The organism is Nostocoides sp. (assembly GCF_037045025.1).
Classification (GTDB): Bacteria; Actinomycetota; Actinomycetes; order Actinomycetales; family Dermatophilaceae; genus Nostocoides_A.
The window spans coordinates 195695-211172 of the sequence record NZ_JBAOHM010000009.1 but is presented as its reverse complement, the minus strand read 5'-3'; the positions used below and the strand labels follow the sequence as shown (position 1 = coordinate 211172).

The window sequence follows — 15478 nt, the reverse complement described above, 5'->3', positions numbered from 1 at the left end:
AGGCCGGCAATGCACTACGCCTTTGACGAGGACCAGGAGACCTACCGCCACGAGATCCGGCGCTGGGCGACCAAGGTCTTGGCTCCCCATTACCAGAGCGACGACAAGGCCGGGGTCTTCCGGCGTCAACTCGCGCTCGACATGGCCGCCATGGGACTGACCGGGCTGCGCATCCCCGAGGAATACGGGGGCCAGCACGCCAGTGCCGTGGTCGCGGGACTGGCCGCCGAGGAGGTGGCCCGGGCCGACTTCAACGCGGCATACATCATCGTCGTCATCGGCCTGGTCAGCGACATCATCGTCCGCAACGCCACCCACGAGCAGCAGCTCGCCTGGCTGCCCGCCATTGCCGAGGGAACCAGCATCCCGTGCATCTGCATCACCGAGCCGGGCCACGGCACCGACGCGGCGAGCCTGGAACTCAAGGCCGTGCCGGACGGCGAGGACGGCTGGACGCTGCACGGTGAGAAGACGTCGATCACGCTCGGGACCGAGGCCGATGTCGCCGTGGTCCTGGCCCGTACCGGCGGACCCGGAGCGCGCGGGGTCAGCGCGTTTTGGGTCGACCTCCACCACCCCACAGTCAGCCGGGCCGGGTTCGACGACCTCGGCAGCCGCGCGATCGGCCGGGCCTCGCTCTACTTCGACGGCACGCCGGTCTCCCGGGGGGCGCTGATCGGCAAGGAGGGTGACGGCTTCGTCTCGACGATGCAGGGTTTCGACTACTCCCGAGCGATCATCGGGCTCGCCTGCCTCGGCGCCGCGCAAATCTCCCTGGAGGAGACCTACCAGTGGGTGCGTGACCGGGTCGCGTTCGGCAAACCGCTGGGCACCTTCCAGGGTGTCTCCTTCCCGCTCGCCGAGAGCGCGACCTACGTCCAAGGCGCGCGGCACGTCTGCTACGAGGCGCTGTGGCGCAAGGACCACGACCTCGAGCACAGCGTCGAGGCAGGTATGGCGAAGTTCTGGGCACCCAAGCTCGCCACCGAGGTCATCCACCGCTGCCTGCTCACCTTCGGCCACCTCGCCTACGCCAACGACAACCCGCTCGGCCAACGCCTGCGCGACGTCATCGGCCTCGAGATCGGCGACGGCACCGAGCAGGTCTCCAAGCTGGTCATCGCGCGCGGCCTGCTCGGCCGGGCCTACGCACCCTGATTCCGTCACCCACGACCACACCGACCACCGTCACCACCACCACGAAGGACCACCCATGGGGAAGCTGGACAACAAGATCGCGATCGTCACCGGCGCCGGCCAAGGCATCGGGCGAGGGATCGCCGAGAAGCTCGCCGCGGAGGGGGCCACGGTCGTGGTCTCCGACATCAACGGCGACACCGCCGCCGAGACCGCCGCGGCGCTGGGGGGCGGAGCGATCGGCATACGGACAGATGTGACCGATCGCGCCTCCGTGGACGCTATGGTCACTGAGGTGACGGACAAACTCGGCCGCATCGACATCCTGGTGAACAACGCCGGGTGGGACAAGGTTGGGCCGTTCGTCAACAGCGAACCCGCAGACTGGGACCGCATCATCGCGATCAACCTGTATGGCGTCCTCAACACCTGCAAGGCCGTCCTCCCGGTGCTCGCCAATCAAGGAAGCGGCACCGTCGTCAACATCGCCTCCGACGCCGGCCGGGTCGGCTCGTCCGGCGAGGCGGTCTATGCCGCCGCCAAGGGCGGCGTCATCGCGTTCACCAAGACCATCGCCCGGGAAATGGCCCGCTCCCAGGTGACCGCAAACTGCGTCTGCCCCGGGCCGGCCGACACCCCATTGTTCGCCTCGATCGGCGGGGACAACCCCAAGTTGCGCGAGGCGCTCATCAAGGCGATCCCGTTGCGCCGCCTGGCTCAGCCAAGCGACCTCGGCAATGTCGTCGCCTTCCTCGCCTCCGACGAGGCGTCCTTTGTCACCGGTCAGACCGTCAGCGTCAGCGGCGGCCTGACGATGAGTTGAGCGGAAGGAACCCAAGCAATGGCGCTCGAAACCATCCTCACTCCCGAGCTGATCGACCAGTACACCGAAGACGGATACTGGCCCAACAAAATCATCACCGACTTCCTCGACGAGTTCGCTGCGAGCACTCCGGACAAGCTCGCGTTCAAGGACCCCCGGCGCAGCATCACCTATGGCGAGCTGAAGAAGGAAGCCGACCGGTGCGCACTCGGTCTGCTCGAGCTGGGCGTGCAACCCGGAGACGTCGTCTCCTTCCAGTTGCCCAACTGGATCGAGTTCCTCGTCTTGGACCTCGCGGTCGCGCGGATCGGCGCCGTCGGCAACCCGCTCATCCCGATCTACCGAGAGCGCGAAGTTGGCTTCATGGTCGGCCTCGCCGAATCCAAGGTTGTTGTCGTCCCTCGCCGCTTCCGCGACTTCGACTACCCCGGGATGTATGTCAAGCTCGCTGACCAACTCCCGTCGATCGAGCACGTGCTCGTCGTCGACGCCGAGGGCGACCTCACCGAGGGCCACTCCTCGTGGGAGGAGTTCATGGCGACAGCGTGGGAGGACAAGCGCGACCCGGCCTCGCTCGCGGCGCTGCGGCCCGATCCCAACGCGGTCGCCGTGCTCATCTTCACCTCGGGGACCACGGGCGAGCCCAAGGGCGTCATGCACAGCCACAACACGGTGCTCGCGGCGCTGCAACCCATCCCCGAGCGGATGGGCATCGGCTCCGACACGGTCATCCACATGGCCTCGACGTTCGCCCACCTCACCGGCTTCCTCTATGGGGTCAGCCTGCCGATCCGCTATGGCGCGAGCTGCATCCTCCAAGACATCTGGAACGCCCAGGAGTTCGTCGACCTGGTCCAGGAATACGGCATCAACTACACCTCCGGAGCCACGCCCTTCCTCGTCGACCTGCTCGGCCACCTGCCCGAGGACCGCAGCGGCCTGGCGAGCCTGACCCGCTTCTGCTGCATGGGCGCCCCGATCCCCCGGGTGATGGTGCACCGGGCACACGAGGTGCTGCCGACGATGGCGGTGCTCGGCGGGTGGGGCCAGACCGAAAACGCGCTCGTCACCATCGGCGTCCCCGGCGACCCGGAGGAGAAGATCGTCACCGACGGACGCGCGTGGCCAGGGATGGAGGTGCGCACCGTCGACAGCAAGGACAACCCGGTCCCGGCCGGCGAGGAGGGACGGGTGCAGGTCCGCGGCCCCTTCCTCTTCGTGGGCTACGCCAAGCGGCTGGAAATGACCCGGGCGCAATACACCGCGGACGGCTGGTTCGACACCGGCGACCTGGCGACGATGGACGCCGACGGTTATCTGTCGATCTCGGGGCGCACCAAGGACATCATCATGCGCGGCGGCGAGAACATCCCGGTCGCCTACATCGAAAATGTCCTCTACGAGAACCACGACTACGCCAAGGTCGCCGTCGTCGCCATCCCGGACCCGCGCCTGCAGGAACGCGCCTGCGCCTGCATCGTGCCCGCGCCCGGCACACCGGCGCCCACGCTGGAGTCGGTCAAGGAGTATCTCCAGGCCAAGGGCGTGGCCAAGCAGTACTGGCCAGAGAAGGTTCTCTCCCTCGACGAATTCCCCGCCACCGCCAGCGGCAAGATCCAGAAGTTCCTGCTGCGGGAGCTGGCAGTCAAGGAGGCGGCCGACTCATGAGCGAGGCCTTCCTGGTCGACGGGATCCGCACCCCGTTCGGCCGACACGGTGGCGCCCTGGCGCCCGTGCGCACCGACGACCTCGCGGCGGGAGCCCTCGCCGCGTTGGTCGCGCGCAACCCGGGGGTTGATTGGGGCGCGGTCGATGACGTCCTGCTCGGCTGCGTCAATCAGGCCGGGGAGGACAACCGCAACGTCGCTCGGATGGCGAGCCTGCTCGCCGGCCTCCCGGTCGACGTCCCCGGCGCGACCACCAACCGGCTGTGCGGCTCGGGACTCGAAGCCGTGGTGAACGCGGCTCGGGCGATCCGCGCCGGCGACGCCGACCTGGTCGTGGCCGGGGGTGTTGAGAGCATGACCAGGGCGCCGTTCGTCATGCTCAAGTCGGGCACAGCGTGGTCGCGAGCCGTCGAGGTCTCGGACACGACGATCGGGTGGCGCTTCGTCAACCCGGTGATGGAGGAGCGCTACGGCTCCGACGCGATGCCCCAAACGGCCGAAAACCTCGCGGTGGAGCAGGACATCGCCCGAGCGGATCAGGATGCCTTCGCGCTGCGTTCCCAGCAGCGCACCGCCGCCGCGGTCGCGTCGGGACGGCTGGCCCGCGAGATCGCCCCGGTCACGATCCCGCAGCAGCGCGGCGAGCCGGTTGTCGTCGACCGGGACGAGCACCCACGCGAGACGACCCTGGAGGCGCTCGGCCGGCTGCGACCGATCTTCCGCGACGGCAGCGTGACCGCCGGCAACTCCTCCGGAGTCAACGACGGTGCCGGGGCGCTGCTGCTGGCCTCGGAGAAGGCCGTGTCGGCATACGGGCTGACCCCCATGGCACGCGTGACCTGCGGCGTCAGCGCCGGCGTCCCCCCACGGATCATGGGGATCGGCCCGGTGCCCGCCACCCAGCGGTTGCTCGCGCGGACCGGCCTTTCGCTAAGCGACATCGACCGGGTCGAGCTAAACGAGGCGTTCGCCGCGCAGGCGCTCGCCGTCCTGCGCGGCTTGGGGATTCCCGACGATGCCGACCACGTGAACCCACACGGCGGAGCGATCGCCCTGGGCCATCCGCTCGGCGCGAGCGGCGCTCGAATTGCCCTCAACGCCGCGCTCGACATCGCCGACGGCAACGCCCGCCGGGCCCTCGTCACGATGTGTGTCGGCGTCGGGCAAGGCATCGCCGTGCTCCTCGAAGCTGCCTGATTTCACCCCACCCTTACCTCACCCAGCGCGCCGCGGTCACCCGCGGTTTGCTCACGTGCTTTTAGGAGAACCCGATCATGGACCTCAGCCTCACCGACGAACAGCGGATGTGGCGCAGCACGGCCCGCGAGTTCCTCGACAAGGAAGTCGTGCCGTTCCGGGCGGAATGGGACCGTCGCGAATCGGTCGACACCGCGATCATCCCCAGGCTCGGCGAGATGGGCTTCTTTGGCCTGACGATCCCGGAGGAGTATGGCGGCCTTGGCGGCGACTACATCACCTATTGCATCGGGATGGAGGAACTGGGCCGGGCCGACTCCTCGGTCCGCGGGATCGTCTCGGTGTCGATGGGGCTCTTCGGCAAGATCGTGCTCAGCCACGGCACCGAGGAGCAGAAGCAGCAGTGGCTGCCCGGTATCGCCGCGGGCACCACGATCGGCTGTTTCGGGCTCACCGAGGCCGACAGCGGCTCCGACCCGGGCAGCCTGGCCACCCGCGCCGTCAAGGACGGCACCGACTGGGTGATCACCGGCTCCAAGATGTTTATCACCAACGGCTCCTGGGCCGACGTCTGCGTGGTCTTTGCCCGCACCGGCGGCCCGGGCCCAAAGGGCATTTCCGCCTTCCTCGTGCCCACCGAGGCCAAGGGATTCCAGCGCACCGAGATCCACGGCAAGCTCGGGCTGCGCGGGCAGGTCACCTCGGAGCTGGCCTTCGATGACGTCCGCGTCCCGGCGGGCGCCCTGCTTGGCCAGGAGGGCCAGGGGTTCTCGATCGCGATGCACTCCCTCGACAAGGGTCGAGTATCGGTCGGCGCCGGCTGCACCGGCATCATCGCCGGCTGCCTGGACGCGATGGTCGACTACGCCAAGGAGCGTCACCAGTTCGGCCGGCCGTTGGCATCCTTCCAACTCATCCAGGAGATGATCAGCGAGACCTCGGTCGAGTGCGATGCCGCCCGACTGCTGACCTGGCGGGCCGCCGATCTCGTCGAGCGTGACCAACCGTTCACCGTCGAGGCGTCCAAGGCCAAGTACTACGCGTCCGAGGCCGCGGTTCGCGCCGCCAACCGGGCCATTCAGCTCTTCGGTGGCTACGGCTACGTCGACGAATACCCGGTGCAGAAATACATGCGCGATGCCCGCGTCATGACCCTCTACGAAGGCACCAGCCAGATCCAGAAGCTGCTGATCGGCCGCGCCGAGACCGGCGTCAGCGCCTTTCTCTAAGCCACGCCCCTCCCACCACCCCTGCCACGCAAAGGAAGCAGATGATGGCCGCAACCACGACGCCGCTCGGCCTATTCAACACCGAGTCGCTCATCAATACCGAGGACCGCACCATCCGCGACACAGTGCGTCTGTTCGTCGAGCGCAACATCAAGCCGCAGATCGCCGATTGGTACGAGGCCGGCAACCTGCCGGTCCGCGAACTCGCCAAGGACCTCGGCCAGCTTGGCGTCCTCGGCATGCACCTGGAGGGCTACGGGTGCGCAGGGACGAGCGCGACGGCATACGGGCTGGCGTGCCTCGAACTGGAGGCAGGCGACTCGGGCATCCGCTCGCTGGTCTCGGTGCAGGGATCGCTCGCGATGTTCGCGATCTACAAGCACGGCTCTGAGGAACAGAAGCAGGAGTGGCTGCCGCGGATGGCCGCGGGCGAGGCGATCGGCTGCTTCGGCCTGACCGAGCCGGACTTCGGGTCCAACCCCGCCGGCATGCTCACCAATGCGCGCAAGGACGGCGAGGATTGGATCCTCAACGGCACCAAGATGTGGATCACCAACGGCACCGTCGCCGACGTCGCGGTCGTGTGGGCACAGACCGAGGAGGGCATCCGCGGTTTCGTGGTTCCGGCCGGCACCCCCGGCTTCACCGCTCCGGAGATCAAGAAGAAGCTGTCGCTGCGGGCGTCGGTCACGTCCGAACTCGTCCTGGACGACGTGCGCCTGCCGGGCGATGCGATCTTGCCCAACGTCTCCGGGTTGAAGGGCCCGCTGTCGTGCCTGAACGAGGCCCGCTTCGGGATCGTCTTCGGCTCGGTCGGCGCGGCCCGTGAATGCCTCGAGACCGCGATCACGTATGCCGCCACGCGCGAAATCTTCGACCGTCCCCTCAGCGGCTACCAGGCCACGCAGCTCAAGCTCGCCGACATGACCCTCGAGCTCGGCAAGGCGATGCTGTTGGCGCTGCACCTGGGCCGGATGAAGGACGCCGGGACGCTGGCGCCCGAGCAGGTCAGCCTGGGCAAGCTCAACAACGTCCGTGAAGCGATCGCCATCGCCCGGGAGAGCCGCACCATCCTGGGCGCCGCCGGAGTGACCGGCGAATACCCGATCATGCGGCACGCCAACAACTTGGAGTCGGTGCTGACCTATGAGGGCACCAGCGAGGTCCACCAGCTGATGATCGGCAAGGCGCTGACCGGGCTGGCCGCCTTCCGCTGAGCGCGCACCCTACGCGTCACAGGCCGAGATCGCCGAGCGAGTAGGCGAACCGGTAATCCAGGCCCGCCGCGGCGAACTTCTCGGCGGCGCCGGTCGCCCGGTCGGCGATGGTGGCGACGGCGACGACCTCGGCCCCCGCTTCGCGCGCCGCCGAGACCGCTTCCAGCGGGGACGCGCCGGTCGTCGAGGTGTCCTCGACGATCAGCACGCGGCGCCCGGCGATGGCCGGTCCCTCGATCCGCTGCTGCAGCCCGTGCGCCTTGCCCGCCTTGCGCACGACGAAGGCATCGAGACGCTCCCCCGCGGCGGCTGCCGCATGCAGCATCGAGGTGGCCACCGGGTCGGCGCCGAGGGTCAGCCCGCCCACGGCCACGAAGTCGAGATCGGCGACCAGGCCGCGCATGACCCGGCCGACGAGCGGAGCCGCCTGGCCGTCCAGCGTGATCCGGCGCAGGTCCACGTAGTAGTCGGCTTCCAGCCCGGAGGAGAGCGTGACCCGGCCGCGGACGATGGCCCGGTCCTTGATCAGCGTGAGCAGCCGGTCGCGGTCGGCAGTGAGGTCACTCATGCGGCCTAGCTTCTCAGCTGGCGTCGCTCAGCAGGCCTTGCGGTGCCGGTTGACCACCACCGAGCTGCGGGCCAGCGCCCGCGGGGTGACCTTGAGCAAGCCGACCACCCCCTTGTAGCGCCAGCTCGGAACGGAGACGACCCGCCCGGCGTCGGAGTCGGCCAACGCCCGCCGGACCACCTGCCGCGTGGTGAGCCAGGCGAACTCCGGCAGCCGGTCCCGGTCAAGCTCGGCGCGCTCGTGGAACTCGGTGTGCACGAAGCCGGGACACACCACGGTGGCCTTGACCTGGGTGTCCGCGAGCGAACCAGCGAGGGATTCGGTCAACACGGTCACATAGGCCTTGGCCGCGGAATAGGTGCTGCCAGCGAGGAATCCCGCGACCGAGGAGACGTTGATGATCCGCCCGTGGTCACGGGTGCGCATCGCTCGAGCGGCCGCATGGCTCAAGACAAGGACGGCTCGGCAGAGCACGTCGAGGAGTTGCTCCTCCTCGGCGATCTCGTTGCCCAGGTAGGGCCGCCCCAACCCATAACCGGCGCTGTTGACCAAAATGTCGATCGGATGCTCGGGGTCGGCCAGCCGGTCGGCGACGCGTTGCAGGTCGGCGCGGTCGGCGAGGTCGGCGGGCAGGACATCGACATGCACGCCGTATGCCGTGCGCACCTCCTCGGCGACCTGCTCCAGCCGGTCCCCGTCACGAGCCACGAGAATGAGATGGCTGCCGCGAGAGCCGAGCTGGTTGACGAACTCCCGGCCAATTCCTGAGGTGGCTCCGGTGACGAGCGCTGTCGTTATGTGGCACATCATGTCTCCCCCTGACGGACGGCGGCGCAGATCGTGATTTCGATCGCCAACCCCCAAGCGTGACCACGGCCGGGACTAGGGTGGATGAGGTGAAGGTTGCCACCTGGAACGTGAACTCGATCCGTTCGCGGATCGAACGCGTGATCGGCTGGCTAGAGCACAAGGATGTGGACGTCTTGGCGATCCAGGAGACCAAGACTCGCGAGGACCAGTTCCCGTTCTTCCGCTTCGAAGAACTCGGCTACCAGGTCGCCCATCACGGCGTCAACCAATGGAATGGCGTGGCGATTGCCTCCCGGGTCGGCCTGGATGACGTCGCCCCCGGATTCGCCAACGCGCCGACGTGGGGACAGGCCAGTGCCGCCGAGGCCCGCGTGCTCGCCGCGCGCTGCGGCGGCATCCGGATGGTCTCGGTCTATGCCCCCAACGGACGTCACATCGCCGACCCCCACATGGACTACAAGATCGAGTGGCTGACCCGGCTGCGAGACCAGGCCGGGGAGTGGCTGGCCGACGGGCCGACCATCTTGATGGGCGACTGGAATATCGCCCCCCAGGATGACGACGTGTGGTCGATGGAGTACTACCTCGACAAGTCACACGTGTCCCCGCGCGAGCGGGCGGCCTTCGCGGCATTCCTCGACGCCGGCTTCGTCGATCCCGTCCGCCCCATCCTTCCCGGCCCCAAGGTGTACACCTACTGGGACTATCAACAGCTGCGGTTCCAGAAGCGTCGGGGCATGCGGATCGACTTCCTCCTCGCCTCCCCGGATGTGGCAGCACGCGTCTCGGGGGCGCTCATCGATCGGGAGGAGCGCAAGGGCAAGGGTGCCTCCGACCACGCTCCGGTCGTGATCGAGGTGGCAGATGGCTAAGGCCTTCCGCAGCGAACCCTTCGAGGTGGACGTCGAAGGTGGAGCGCAGCTCTTCGGGGAGGTCTATCTGCCTCCCGGCCAGCCCGATCCGTCCTTGCCCGCCGTCATCCTGGCGCATGGGTGGACGCTGAACCGGACGGTGTGGGGCCGGGTGATCCGCGGCATCCAAGCACGCCTGCCGGTCGCCGTGATCGCCTACGACCAACGAGCCCACGGACAGTCCACGCCCGGGTCGCTGGCTCCGTCGGTCGGAATGCTCGGTGACGATCTGGCCGCCGTCCTGGCCGATACCATCTCGGCAAAGTCGCGCTTCGTGCTCGTCGGACACTCGATGGGCGGAATGACCGTGATGGCCTACGCCGGACGTTATTCGGATCAGCTCATCGAGCGGGCCAACGGCGTCGTTCTGCTCGGGACCGCGTCGGCCGGCGTCGAGCGCCCTGGCTGGTTCGGGCGCCTCGAGATGGGCGTGATGACCATCGCCGCCCGCGGCCCGCGGGTCGCCGCCGGCTTCCTAGTGACCAGTCCCCATCAACGCCACCTCAATTTTGGCGACAACCCGGATCCGCGCGATGTCCGGCTGATGCGGCGGGCGATCGCGGGCACGAAGGTGCGCGACATGGGCCGCTTCTTCAGCGCGCTGCGCACCATGGACGAGTCCACGTCGTTGATTGCGCTGGCCGAGGTGCCGACCACGATCATCGTCGGGTCAAAAGACCGGCTGACCCCGCCCGCCTACTCGTACGCGCTCCACGAAGGCATCGCCGGCTCGAAGCTGATCGAGGTCGAGGGCAAGGGACACATGCTCGGCTATGAGGCCACCGACCTCGTCGTCGAGACGATCATCGGCTTCGTCACGGCCTCGTGAGGCGATGAGCAGCGCTGCCGCCGGGCAGCTCACGAAGGGAAACTGGTATGAAACTCGGCCTCGGCCTCGGCTATTGGGGAGCCAAACCCGATCCGGGCCTCGCTGGCCTGGTCCGGCACGCCGAACAACTCGGCTATGAGTCGGTCTGGACGTCCGAGAGCTACGGCATGGACTGCCTGACGCCGCTCGCCTGGTTCGGACGGACCACCGAACGCATGCGGCTGGGCACCGCCGTCGTGCAGATGGCCGCGCGGACACCGACCGCGACGGCGATGGCGGCGATGACCCTCGATCAGCTGACCGGCGGGCGGATGGTCCTCGGGATCGGCGCCTCCGGGCCGCAGGTCGTCGAGGGCTGGTATGGCGAGGAGTACGGCAAGCCGCTGGCCCGGACTCGGGAGTATGTCGCGGTTATGCGCCAGGTCTTCGCCCGCGAGCGAGTCGAATTCGACCGTTCCTACTATCAGATCCCCCGGCGCGACGGGACCGGGCTGGGCAAGGCGTTGCGCTCCACCTTGCACCCACAGCGCCCGATGATCCCCATCCTGCTCGCCGCGCAGGGTCCCAAGAACGTTGCGCTGGCTGCCGAAATCGCCGACGGGTGGATCCCGGGCGTGGTACTCCCCCTACATGGGAGCCAAGGGCCGCAACTTCCACTACGACGCGGTCGCCCGCCTGGGTTTCGAGCACGACTGCGAGGTCGTCCAGGAGCACTACCTCGCTGGCCGCAAGGCCGAGGCCGCGGCCGCCGTCCCGTTGTCGCTGGTTGAGCGGATCGCGCTCGTCGGGCCGGCGGCGAAGATCCGCGACGATCTGGCCGCCTGGCGCGACTCGCTGGTGACCACCTTGCTGCTGCGCGGCTCGCCGCATACCCTGGCGGCCGTGGCCGAAGCCTGTCGGTAGCGTCACTCGGCGCTGGACCAGGCGGCTCTGATCGAGACCCGGCCCCGGTTTTGCAATAGCGAACGGCGATAGAGGCGTTCGCCGACCAGGATGGTCCCGGCGGCGAACAGTCCGAGGAGCAGGAGCGCGAGCACCGGCTGCCAGAGCGGGACACCGCCCTCGACGATCCGGATCGGCATCAAGACCGTGGACAGCGGCGGGACGAAGGAGGCGATTTCGCGGGCGGTCCCGTCCAGGAACATCCCGGAGAAGAAGACGACCATGATGATCATGGTGAGCGGGGTCGTCGTGGACTGCAGGTCCTCGGTCCGCGAGGCGAGCGAGCCGGCGACCGCCCAGAGGCTGGCCAGAGCGAGGAAGCCGGCGACGAAGAAGACGAGGAACCAGCCGACCGGACCACCGAACGCGGTGACATAGGAGCGGTAGGGCGTAAACGCCATACCGGCAAGTCCGACACCGGAATAGACGACGATCTGCAAGAGCGCGAGCACGGTGTTGCCGAGCACCTTCCCGGCGAGCAGGTGCCGCAACGGAATCGAGGTGGCGATGATCTCGACGATCCGGCTCTGCTTCTCCTCGACGACGCTGTTGGCGATCTGAATGCCGAACATGAGCGCGGCCATGTAGAAGAGGAACGAGAAGGCGAACCCGAAGGCCTTGGCGAGATTGGCCTTGGTGGCATCGCCCTTGAGGAAGGCGGCGTCGACCGTCGAGCCGGCCTGCAGGGCAGCGGCCGTGGTCCCCAACCGGCTGGCCTGACGCTCGAGAACCGTTGTGCGCACGGCCTGCTGGACCGAGTTCAGCAGCGAACTCTCCGGGCCGTCGGTGGTCAACACCCAACCACCGCCGCCGGGGTGCAACCACGCATCGGCGGCTCCGTCCCGCACCGCCGCGGTGGCGGCCGCGGAGTCCGGATAGGTCCGCGGGTGGATGACAACCTTGTCGTCGATCGACGAGGCCAGCTTGGCGCTCGCCTCGACCATGGCGGTGTCGGCGGGGAGGTTGGCCACGGTGTAGGTGGTGGTCCTTTCCCCGCGCCAGGTGCTGAACGCCAGGACACCGGCGATGATCGCGACCGTGAGCGCGGTGCCGAAGATGAACGCCTTGTCGGTCAGCTTGATCAGGATCTCCCGGCGCATGACGATCGACCAGAAGGCTTGGGGGCGTGCGCTGTTCGGCGAGTCCGCGTCCGGCTGGGCCGGCGTGGACGTGGTCGCGCGCAGGGCGGTCATGCCGCCACCTCCCGGTAGATCTCGCCCAGGGTCGGGCGCAGGCGAGCGAATTCGTGGACCGCACCCCGGCGGGCCGCCTCGTGGATGACGACCTGCTCGGCGCCCGGCTCGATGACCTCGAAGTGGGCCAGCCGGCCGTCGACGTCGACGACATGGATTCCGCGGATGTCGCGCAACCAGCCGCTGTCCCCACCCAGCGCCAGCCGATAGCGCACCGGCGCCCCGGAGCGCAGCTCGTCGGAACTCCCGGAGGCGACCACCCGTCCCTGGTTGAGGATGACCAGCCCGTCGCAGAGCCGGTCGACCAGGTCGAGTTGGTGGCTGGAGAAGAGCACCGGAGCCCCGCGCCGGGTGTGCTCACGCAACAGATCGATCATCGCGTCGACGGCGCTCGGGTCGAGACCGGAGAACGGCTCGTCGAGGATGAGGGCGGCTGGCCTGCTCATGACGGCGGCAATGATCTGCACCCGCTGCTGGTTGCCCAGGGACAGCTTCTGCACCGGGTCGGTGGCGCGCTCGGCGAGTCCGAACCGCTCCAGGTGCTCCTGCACCGCCGAGCGGGCCCGCTCGGCGCTCATCCCCTTGAGCCGGCCGAGATAGACGAGCTGGTCGAGGACGCCCTGTTTGGGATACAGCCCGCGCTCCTCGGGCATATACCCGAAGCTGCGCCGGTCCGCGGCGGTGATCGGCCGACCGGCCCAGCGCACCTCGCCGGCGTCGATCCCGAGGACGCCCATGATCATCCGCATCGTGGTCGTCTTGCCCGCACCGTTTCCACCGACGAAGCCGGTCAACCGGCCTCCCGGGACAGCGAACGAGACCCGATCGACGGCGACGACGTCGCCGAAACGCCTGGTCAATCCCGTGATCTCCAACATGCTTCGACCGTATGCCGCACACCCGGTTCGGCGGATCAGCCTCCCGGCGGAAAACTCACTCCCCCGCGCGGATGAGCCCGGCCTTGTGGGCGAGGACGACGGCCTGGACCCGGTCGCGCACGTGCAGCTTGGCCAGGCAGTTCGAGACGTGCGTCTTGACCGTGGCCTCGCCGAGGATGAGCCGGGCGGCGATCTCGGCGTTGGACAGCCCCTCCCCCATCAGGATGAGGACCTCGCGCTCTCGCTCGGTCAGGCGAGCCAGCTCGGGTGGTTCCTGGCGGGGCCCAGGCTGCGCCGATCCGGTCATCCGGGCGATGACTCGCTTGGTCACCTCGGGCGCGAGCAGGGCATGTCCATGCCCGACCGCCCGCACCGCCTCCACGAGCTGGTCGGGATCGGCGTTCTTGAGCAGGAAGCCGCTCGCTCCGGCAGCCAGAGCGTCGAAGACGTAGTCGTCCCGGTCGAAGGTCGTCAGGATCAGGACCTTGGCGGCGTCAGCGGCGACGATCCGGCGAGTCGCCTCGATCCCGTCCAGCACAGGCATCTGCACGTCCATCAGCACGACATCGGGCCGCAACTGCGCGGCCAGCTCGGCGGCCTCGGCCCCATTGGCGGCCTCGCCGACGACGTCGATGTCGCGCTCGATGGAGAGCATGAGCCTAAACCCCGACCGCACCAGCTGTTGGTCATCCGCGAGCAGCACCCTCAACGGCGCATTGTCAGACATCACTGTCCCCCAATGGAACTCGCGCCCGCACGCGGTAGCCGCCCAGGGCGCGCGGACCGACGTCGAGCTGGCCACCGTGCGAGGTGATGCGCTCGCGCATGCCGAGTTGACCCATGCCGCTCCCCGAGGTTCCGGCGAGGGGACGGCCGTCGTCGAGGATCTCGACCTCGGCATACGGCCGAGTGCCGCTCTCATCGACGCGGACGACGACCCGCGCGGTGGCTGCGCTGCTGTGCCGGGCGATATTCGCGAGCGCCTCTTGAGCGACGCGATAGAGGGACAGGCCGATCCCGCGCGGCACTCGCCCGGCGGCGCCGGGGCTGGACTCCACGACCTCGTATGCCATCGCCAACCCGGCGCCGCTCCGCTCGGCGACCAGCGCCGGCAGGTCGGTGATCCCGGGTTCTGGTGCGCGGGAGTCCGATCCGTCGATGGAGGGCTCGAGATCTCGCAACGTGCCAAGCAACGAACGCAACTGGGTGATGGCCTCGCGGGAAGACTCCTCAATGTGCCCGAGGGCGGACTCGGCGGCGGGCGGATCGACGCCGAGCACGCGCCGCGCGGCGCCGGCTTGGATGCCGATCACGGAGACGTGGTGGCCGACGACGTCGTGCAGTTCGCGAGCGATGCGCAACCGCTCATCGATCACCGCCTGTCGCCGCAGCGTGTCGGCTTGTCCGCGGATGGTCGCGGCCTGGTCGGCGAGGAGGGCCTGTTGCCGGGCGCTGCGCCACTGCGCCTGGCCGATGAGGACCGCGCCGCCGAAGTAGACGATGTTGATGAGCAGGGTCGCGAGGATGGCGGCTGGCACCGGGGCGAAGATCCCGCTGCGCTCCCTGCCCCGAGTCTCATCGACGATCTCCTGGATGGCCGAGCCGAGAGCGAACTGGACGGCGATCCAGGCGAACATGAAGACGACGATGATGCCGACGACGACGAGCATCACGCGCCGGTCCCGCGCCCAGGCCACCCCGGACAAGATCGCGCAGAAGTAGACGATCTGGAGGGTCAGCTGGCCCATGACGACCGGCATCGTCACCCCGACGACGAACATGTGCAGCGCCGCCAGCGCCGCGACGACAAGGGGCCAGCGCCGCCGGCCGACGAGCAAGGTGGCGCCGCTCAGGACGACGAGCCACTGCATCCATACCGGCTGCCGGAGCTTGTCGAACTCGGCGACGCTGCGGATCAGCTCCAAGCCCAGCAGACCGGCCACCCCGACGAGAGCCGCGAGCAGGCGGTCGCGCCGGCCGATGGGCGGGCGGGGACGCAGCCAAGGATCGTCGACACCGAAGAACCTACCGATCCGCGCCGCCGTCGACGCCCTCGGCTGATCCATGCCCCGATGGT

At 68.6% G+C, this 15478-nt stretch carries 16 protein-coding genes; 10 read left to right on the top strand and 6 right to left on the bottom strand.

Features of this window, described 5'->3' with window-relative positions; translation table 11 throughout:
- Positions 1–9: 9 nt before the first annotated feature.
- The 6 genes from V9G19_RS10060 (at position 10) to V9G19_RS10035 (ending at position 7270) form a co-directional block, all read left to right on the top strand.
- Positions 10–1158, top strand: coding sequence for an acyl-CoA dehydrogenase family protein (locus tag V9G19_RS10060; RefSeq protein ID WP_462285334.1), 1149 nt, complete (start codon positions 10–12; stop codon positions 1156–1158).
- Positions 1159–1213: 55 nt separating this feature from the next.
- Entirely contained in the window at positions 1214–1960 is a 747-nt protein-coding gene (locus V9G19_RS10055) for an SDR family NAD(P)-dependent oxidoreductase (RefSeq protein ID WP_462285333.1), read from the top strand.
- Positions 1961–1978: 18 nt separating this feature from the next.
- On the top strand, positions 1979–3628 hold the full coding sequence (locus tag V9G19_RS10050; RefSeq protein WP_462285332.1) for an AMP-binding protein: 1650 nt from the start codon (positions 1979–1981) through the stop codon (positions 3626–3628).
- Positions 3625–4824 carry a 3-oxoadipyl-CoA thiolase gene (gene pcaF / locus V9G19_RS10045; RefSeq protein WP_462285331.1) on the top strand — a complete coding sequence of 400 codons (1200 nt, stop codon included), beginning with the start codon at positions 3625–3627 and terminating at the stop codon, positions 4822–4824. The genes V9G19_RS10050 and pcaF overlap by 4 nt, the downstream gene beginning before the upstream one ends.
- 77 nt (positions 4825–4901) lie before the next feature.
- Positions 4902–6053 (top strand): acyl-CoA dehydrogenase family protein, encoded by a 1152-nt coding sequence (locus V9G19_RS10040; protein WP_462285330.1) that lies wholly within the window; start codon positions 4902–4904, stop codon positions 6051–6053.
- Between the two features lie 44 nt (positions 6054–6097).
- Positions 6098–7270, top strand: coding sequence for an acyl-CoA dehydrogenase family protein (locus V9G19_RS10035; RefSeq protein ID WP_462285329.1), 1173 nt, complete (start codon positions 6098–6100; stop codon positions 7268–7270).
- Between the two features lie 16 nt (positions 7271–7286).
- Here V9G19_RS10035 and pyrE read toward each other — a convergent pair whose 3' ends face one another.
- Complete coding sequence (gene pyrE, locus V9G19_RS10030; RefSeq protein WP_462285328.1) at positions 7287–7838, bottom strand: orotate phosphoribosyltransferase; 552 nt, start codon at positions 7836–7838, stop codon at positions 7287–7289.
- A 27-nt stretch (positions 7839–7865) separates the two neighbouring features.
- The gene (locus V9G19_RS10025; RefSeq protein ID WP_462285327.1) at positions 7866–8648 is read right to left on the bottom strand and encodes an SDR family NAD(P)-dependent oxidoreductase; all 783 of its coding nucleotides are present in this window, start codon (positions 8646–8648) and stop codon (positions 7866–7868) included.
- Positions 8649–8734: 86 nt separating this feature from the next.
- Between V9G19_RS10025 and V9G19_RS10020 the strand changes: the two genes are divergently transcribed.
- The 4 genes from V9G19_RS10020 to V9G19_RS10005 are packed head-to-tail and all read left to right on the top strand — an operon-like array spanning position 8735 to position 11291.
- Positions 8735–9520 carry an exodeoxyribonuclease III gene (locus tag V9G19_RS10020; RefSeq protein WP_462285326.1) on the top strand — a complete coding sequence of 262 codons (786 nt, stop codon included), beginning with the start codon at positions 8735–8737 and terminating at the stop codon, positions 9518–9520.
- On the top strand, positions 9513–10388 hold the full coding sequence (locus tag V9G19_RS10015; RefSeq protein ID WP_462285325.1) for an alpha/beta fold hydrolase: 876 nt from the start codon (positions 9513–9515) through the stop codon (positions 10386–10388). The genes V9G19_RS10020 and V9G19_RS10015 overlap by 8 nt, the downstream gene beginning before the upstream one ends.
- A gap of 47 nt (positions 10389–10435) precedes the next feature.
- Positions 10436–11158 (top strand): LLM class flavin-dependent oxidoreductase, encoded by a 723-nt coding sequence (locus V9G19_RS10010; RefSeq protein ID WP_462285324.1) that lies wholly within the window; start codon positions 10436–10438, stop codon positions 11156–11158.
- On the top strand, positions 11064–11291 hold the full coding sequence (locus tag V9G19_RS10005; protein ID WP_462285451.1) for a hypothetical protein: 228 nt from the start codon (positions 11064–11066) through the stop codon (positions 11289–11291). The genes V9G19_RS10010 and V9G19_RS10005 overlap by 95 nt, the downstream gene beginning before the upstream one ends.
- 2 nt (positions 11292–11293) lie before the next feature.
- Here the strand turns inward: V9G19_RS10005 and V9G19_RS10000 are convergent, their stop codons facing one another.
- Genes V9G19_RS10000 through V9G19_RS09985 form a run of 4 tightly spaced genes read right to left on the bottom strand, consistent with a single transcriptional unit; the run spans position 11294 to position 15467 of the window.
- Positions 11294–12523, bottom strand: coding sequence for an ABC transporter permease (locus V9G19_RS10000; RefSeq protein WP_462285323.1), 1230 nt, complete (start codon positions 12521–12523; stop codon positions 11294–11296).
- Positions 12520–13401 (bottom strand): ABC transporter ATP-binding protein, encoded by an 882-nt coding sequence (locus V9G19_RS09995; RefSeq protein WP_462285322.1) that lies wholly within the window; start codon positions 13399–13401, stop codon positions 12520–12522. The genes V9G19_RS10000 and V9G19_RS09995 overlap by 4 nt, the downstream gene beginning before the upstream one ends.
- Before the next feature lie 55 nt (positions 13402–13456).
- Positions 13457–14128 (bottom strand): response regulator, encoded by a 672-nt coding sequence (locus V9G19_RS09990; protein WP_462285321.1) that lies wholly within the window; start codon positions 14126–14128, stop codon positions 13457–13459.
- Positions 14121–15467, bottom strand: coding sequence for a sensor histidine kinase (locus tag V9G19_RS09985; protein ID WP_462285320.1), 1347 nt, complete (start codon positions 15465–15467; stop codon positions 14121–14123). Before V9G19_RS09985 ends, V9G19_RS09990 begins: the two co-directional genes overlap by 8 nt.
- Positions 15468–15478 lie beyond the last annotated feature (11 nt).

Excerpts from the sequence above, each read along its gene's own strand:
- V9G19_RS09985 (WP_462285320.1), bottom strand. The coding sequence starts at position 15,467 with ATGGATCAGCCGAGGGCGTCGACGGCGGCGCGGATCGGTAGGTTCTTC.
- V9G19_RS09995 (WP_462285322.1), bottom strand. The coding sequence starts at position 13,401 with ATGTTGGAGATCACGGGATTGACCAGGCGTTTCGGCGACGTCGTCGCC.
- pcaF (WP_462285331.1), top strand. The coding sequence starts at position 3,625 with ATGAGCGAGGCCTTCCTGGTCGACGGGATCCGCACCCCGTTCGGCCGA.
- V9G19_RS10015 (WP_462285325.1), top strand. The coding sequence starts at position 9,513 with ATGGCTAAGGCCTTCCGCAGCGAACCCTTCGAGGTGGACGTCGAAGGT.
- V9G19_RS10010 (WP_462285324.1), top strand. The coding sequence starts at position 10,436 with ATGAAACTCGGCCTCGGCCTCGGCTATTGGGGAGCCAAACCCGATCCG.
- V9G19_RS10025 (WP_462285327.1), bottom strand. The coding sequence starts at position 8,648 with ATGATGTGCCACATAACGACAGCGCTCGTCACCGGAGCCACCTCAGGA.
- V9G19_RS10060 (WP_462285334.1), top strand. The coding sequence starts at position 10 with ATGCACTACGCCTTTGACGAGGACCAGGAGACCTACCGCCACGAGATC.
- V9G19_RS10050 (WP_462285332.1), top strand. The coding sequence starts at position 1,979 with ATGGCGCTCGAAACCATCCTCACTCCCGAGCTGATCGACCAGTACACC.
- V9G19_RS10040 (WP_462285330.1), top strand. The coding sequence starts at position 4,902 with ATGGACCTCAGCCTCACCGACGAACAGCGGATGTGGCGCAGCACGGCC.
- V9G19_RS10000 (WP_462285323.1), bottom strand. The coding sequence starts at position 12,523 with ATGACCGCCCTGCGCGCGACCACGTCCACGCCGGCCCAGCCGGACGCG.
- pyrE (WP_462285328.1), bottom strand. The coding sequence starts at position 7,838 with ATGAGTGACCTCACTGCCGACCGCGACCGGCTGCTCACGCTGATCAAG.
- V9G19_RS10035 (WP_462285329.1), top strand. The coding sequence starts at position 6,098 with ATGGCCGCAACCACGACGCCGCTCGGCCTATTCAACACCGAGTCGCTC.
- V9G19_RS09990 (WP_462285321.1), bottom strand. The coding sequence starts at position 14,128 with ATGTCTGACAATGCGCCGTTGAGGGTGCTGCTCGCGGATGACCAACAG.
- V9G19_RS10055 (WP_462285333.1), top strand. The coding sequence starts at position 1,214 with ATGGGGAAGCTGGACAACAAGATCGCGATCGTCACCGGCGCCGGCCAA.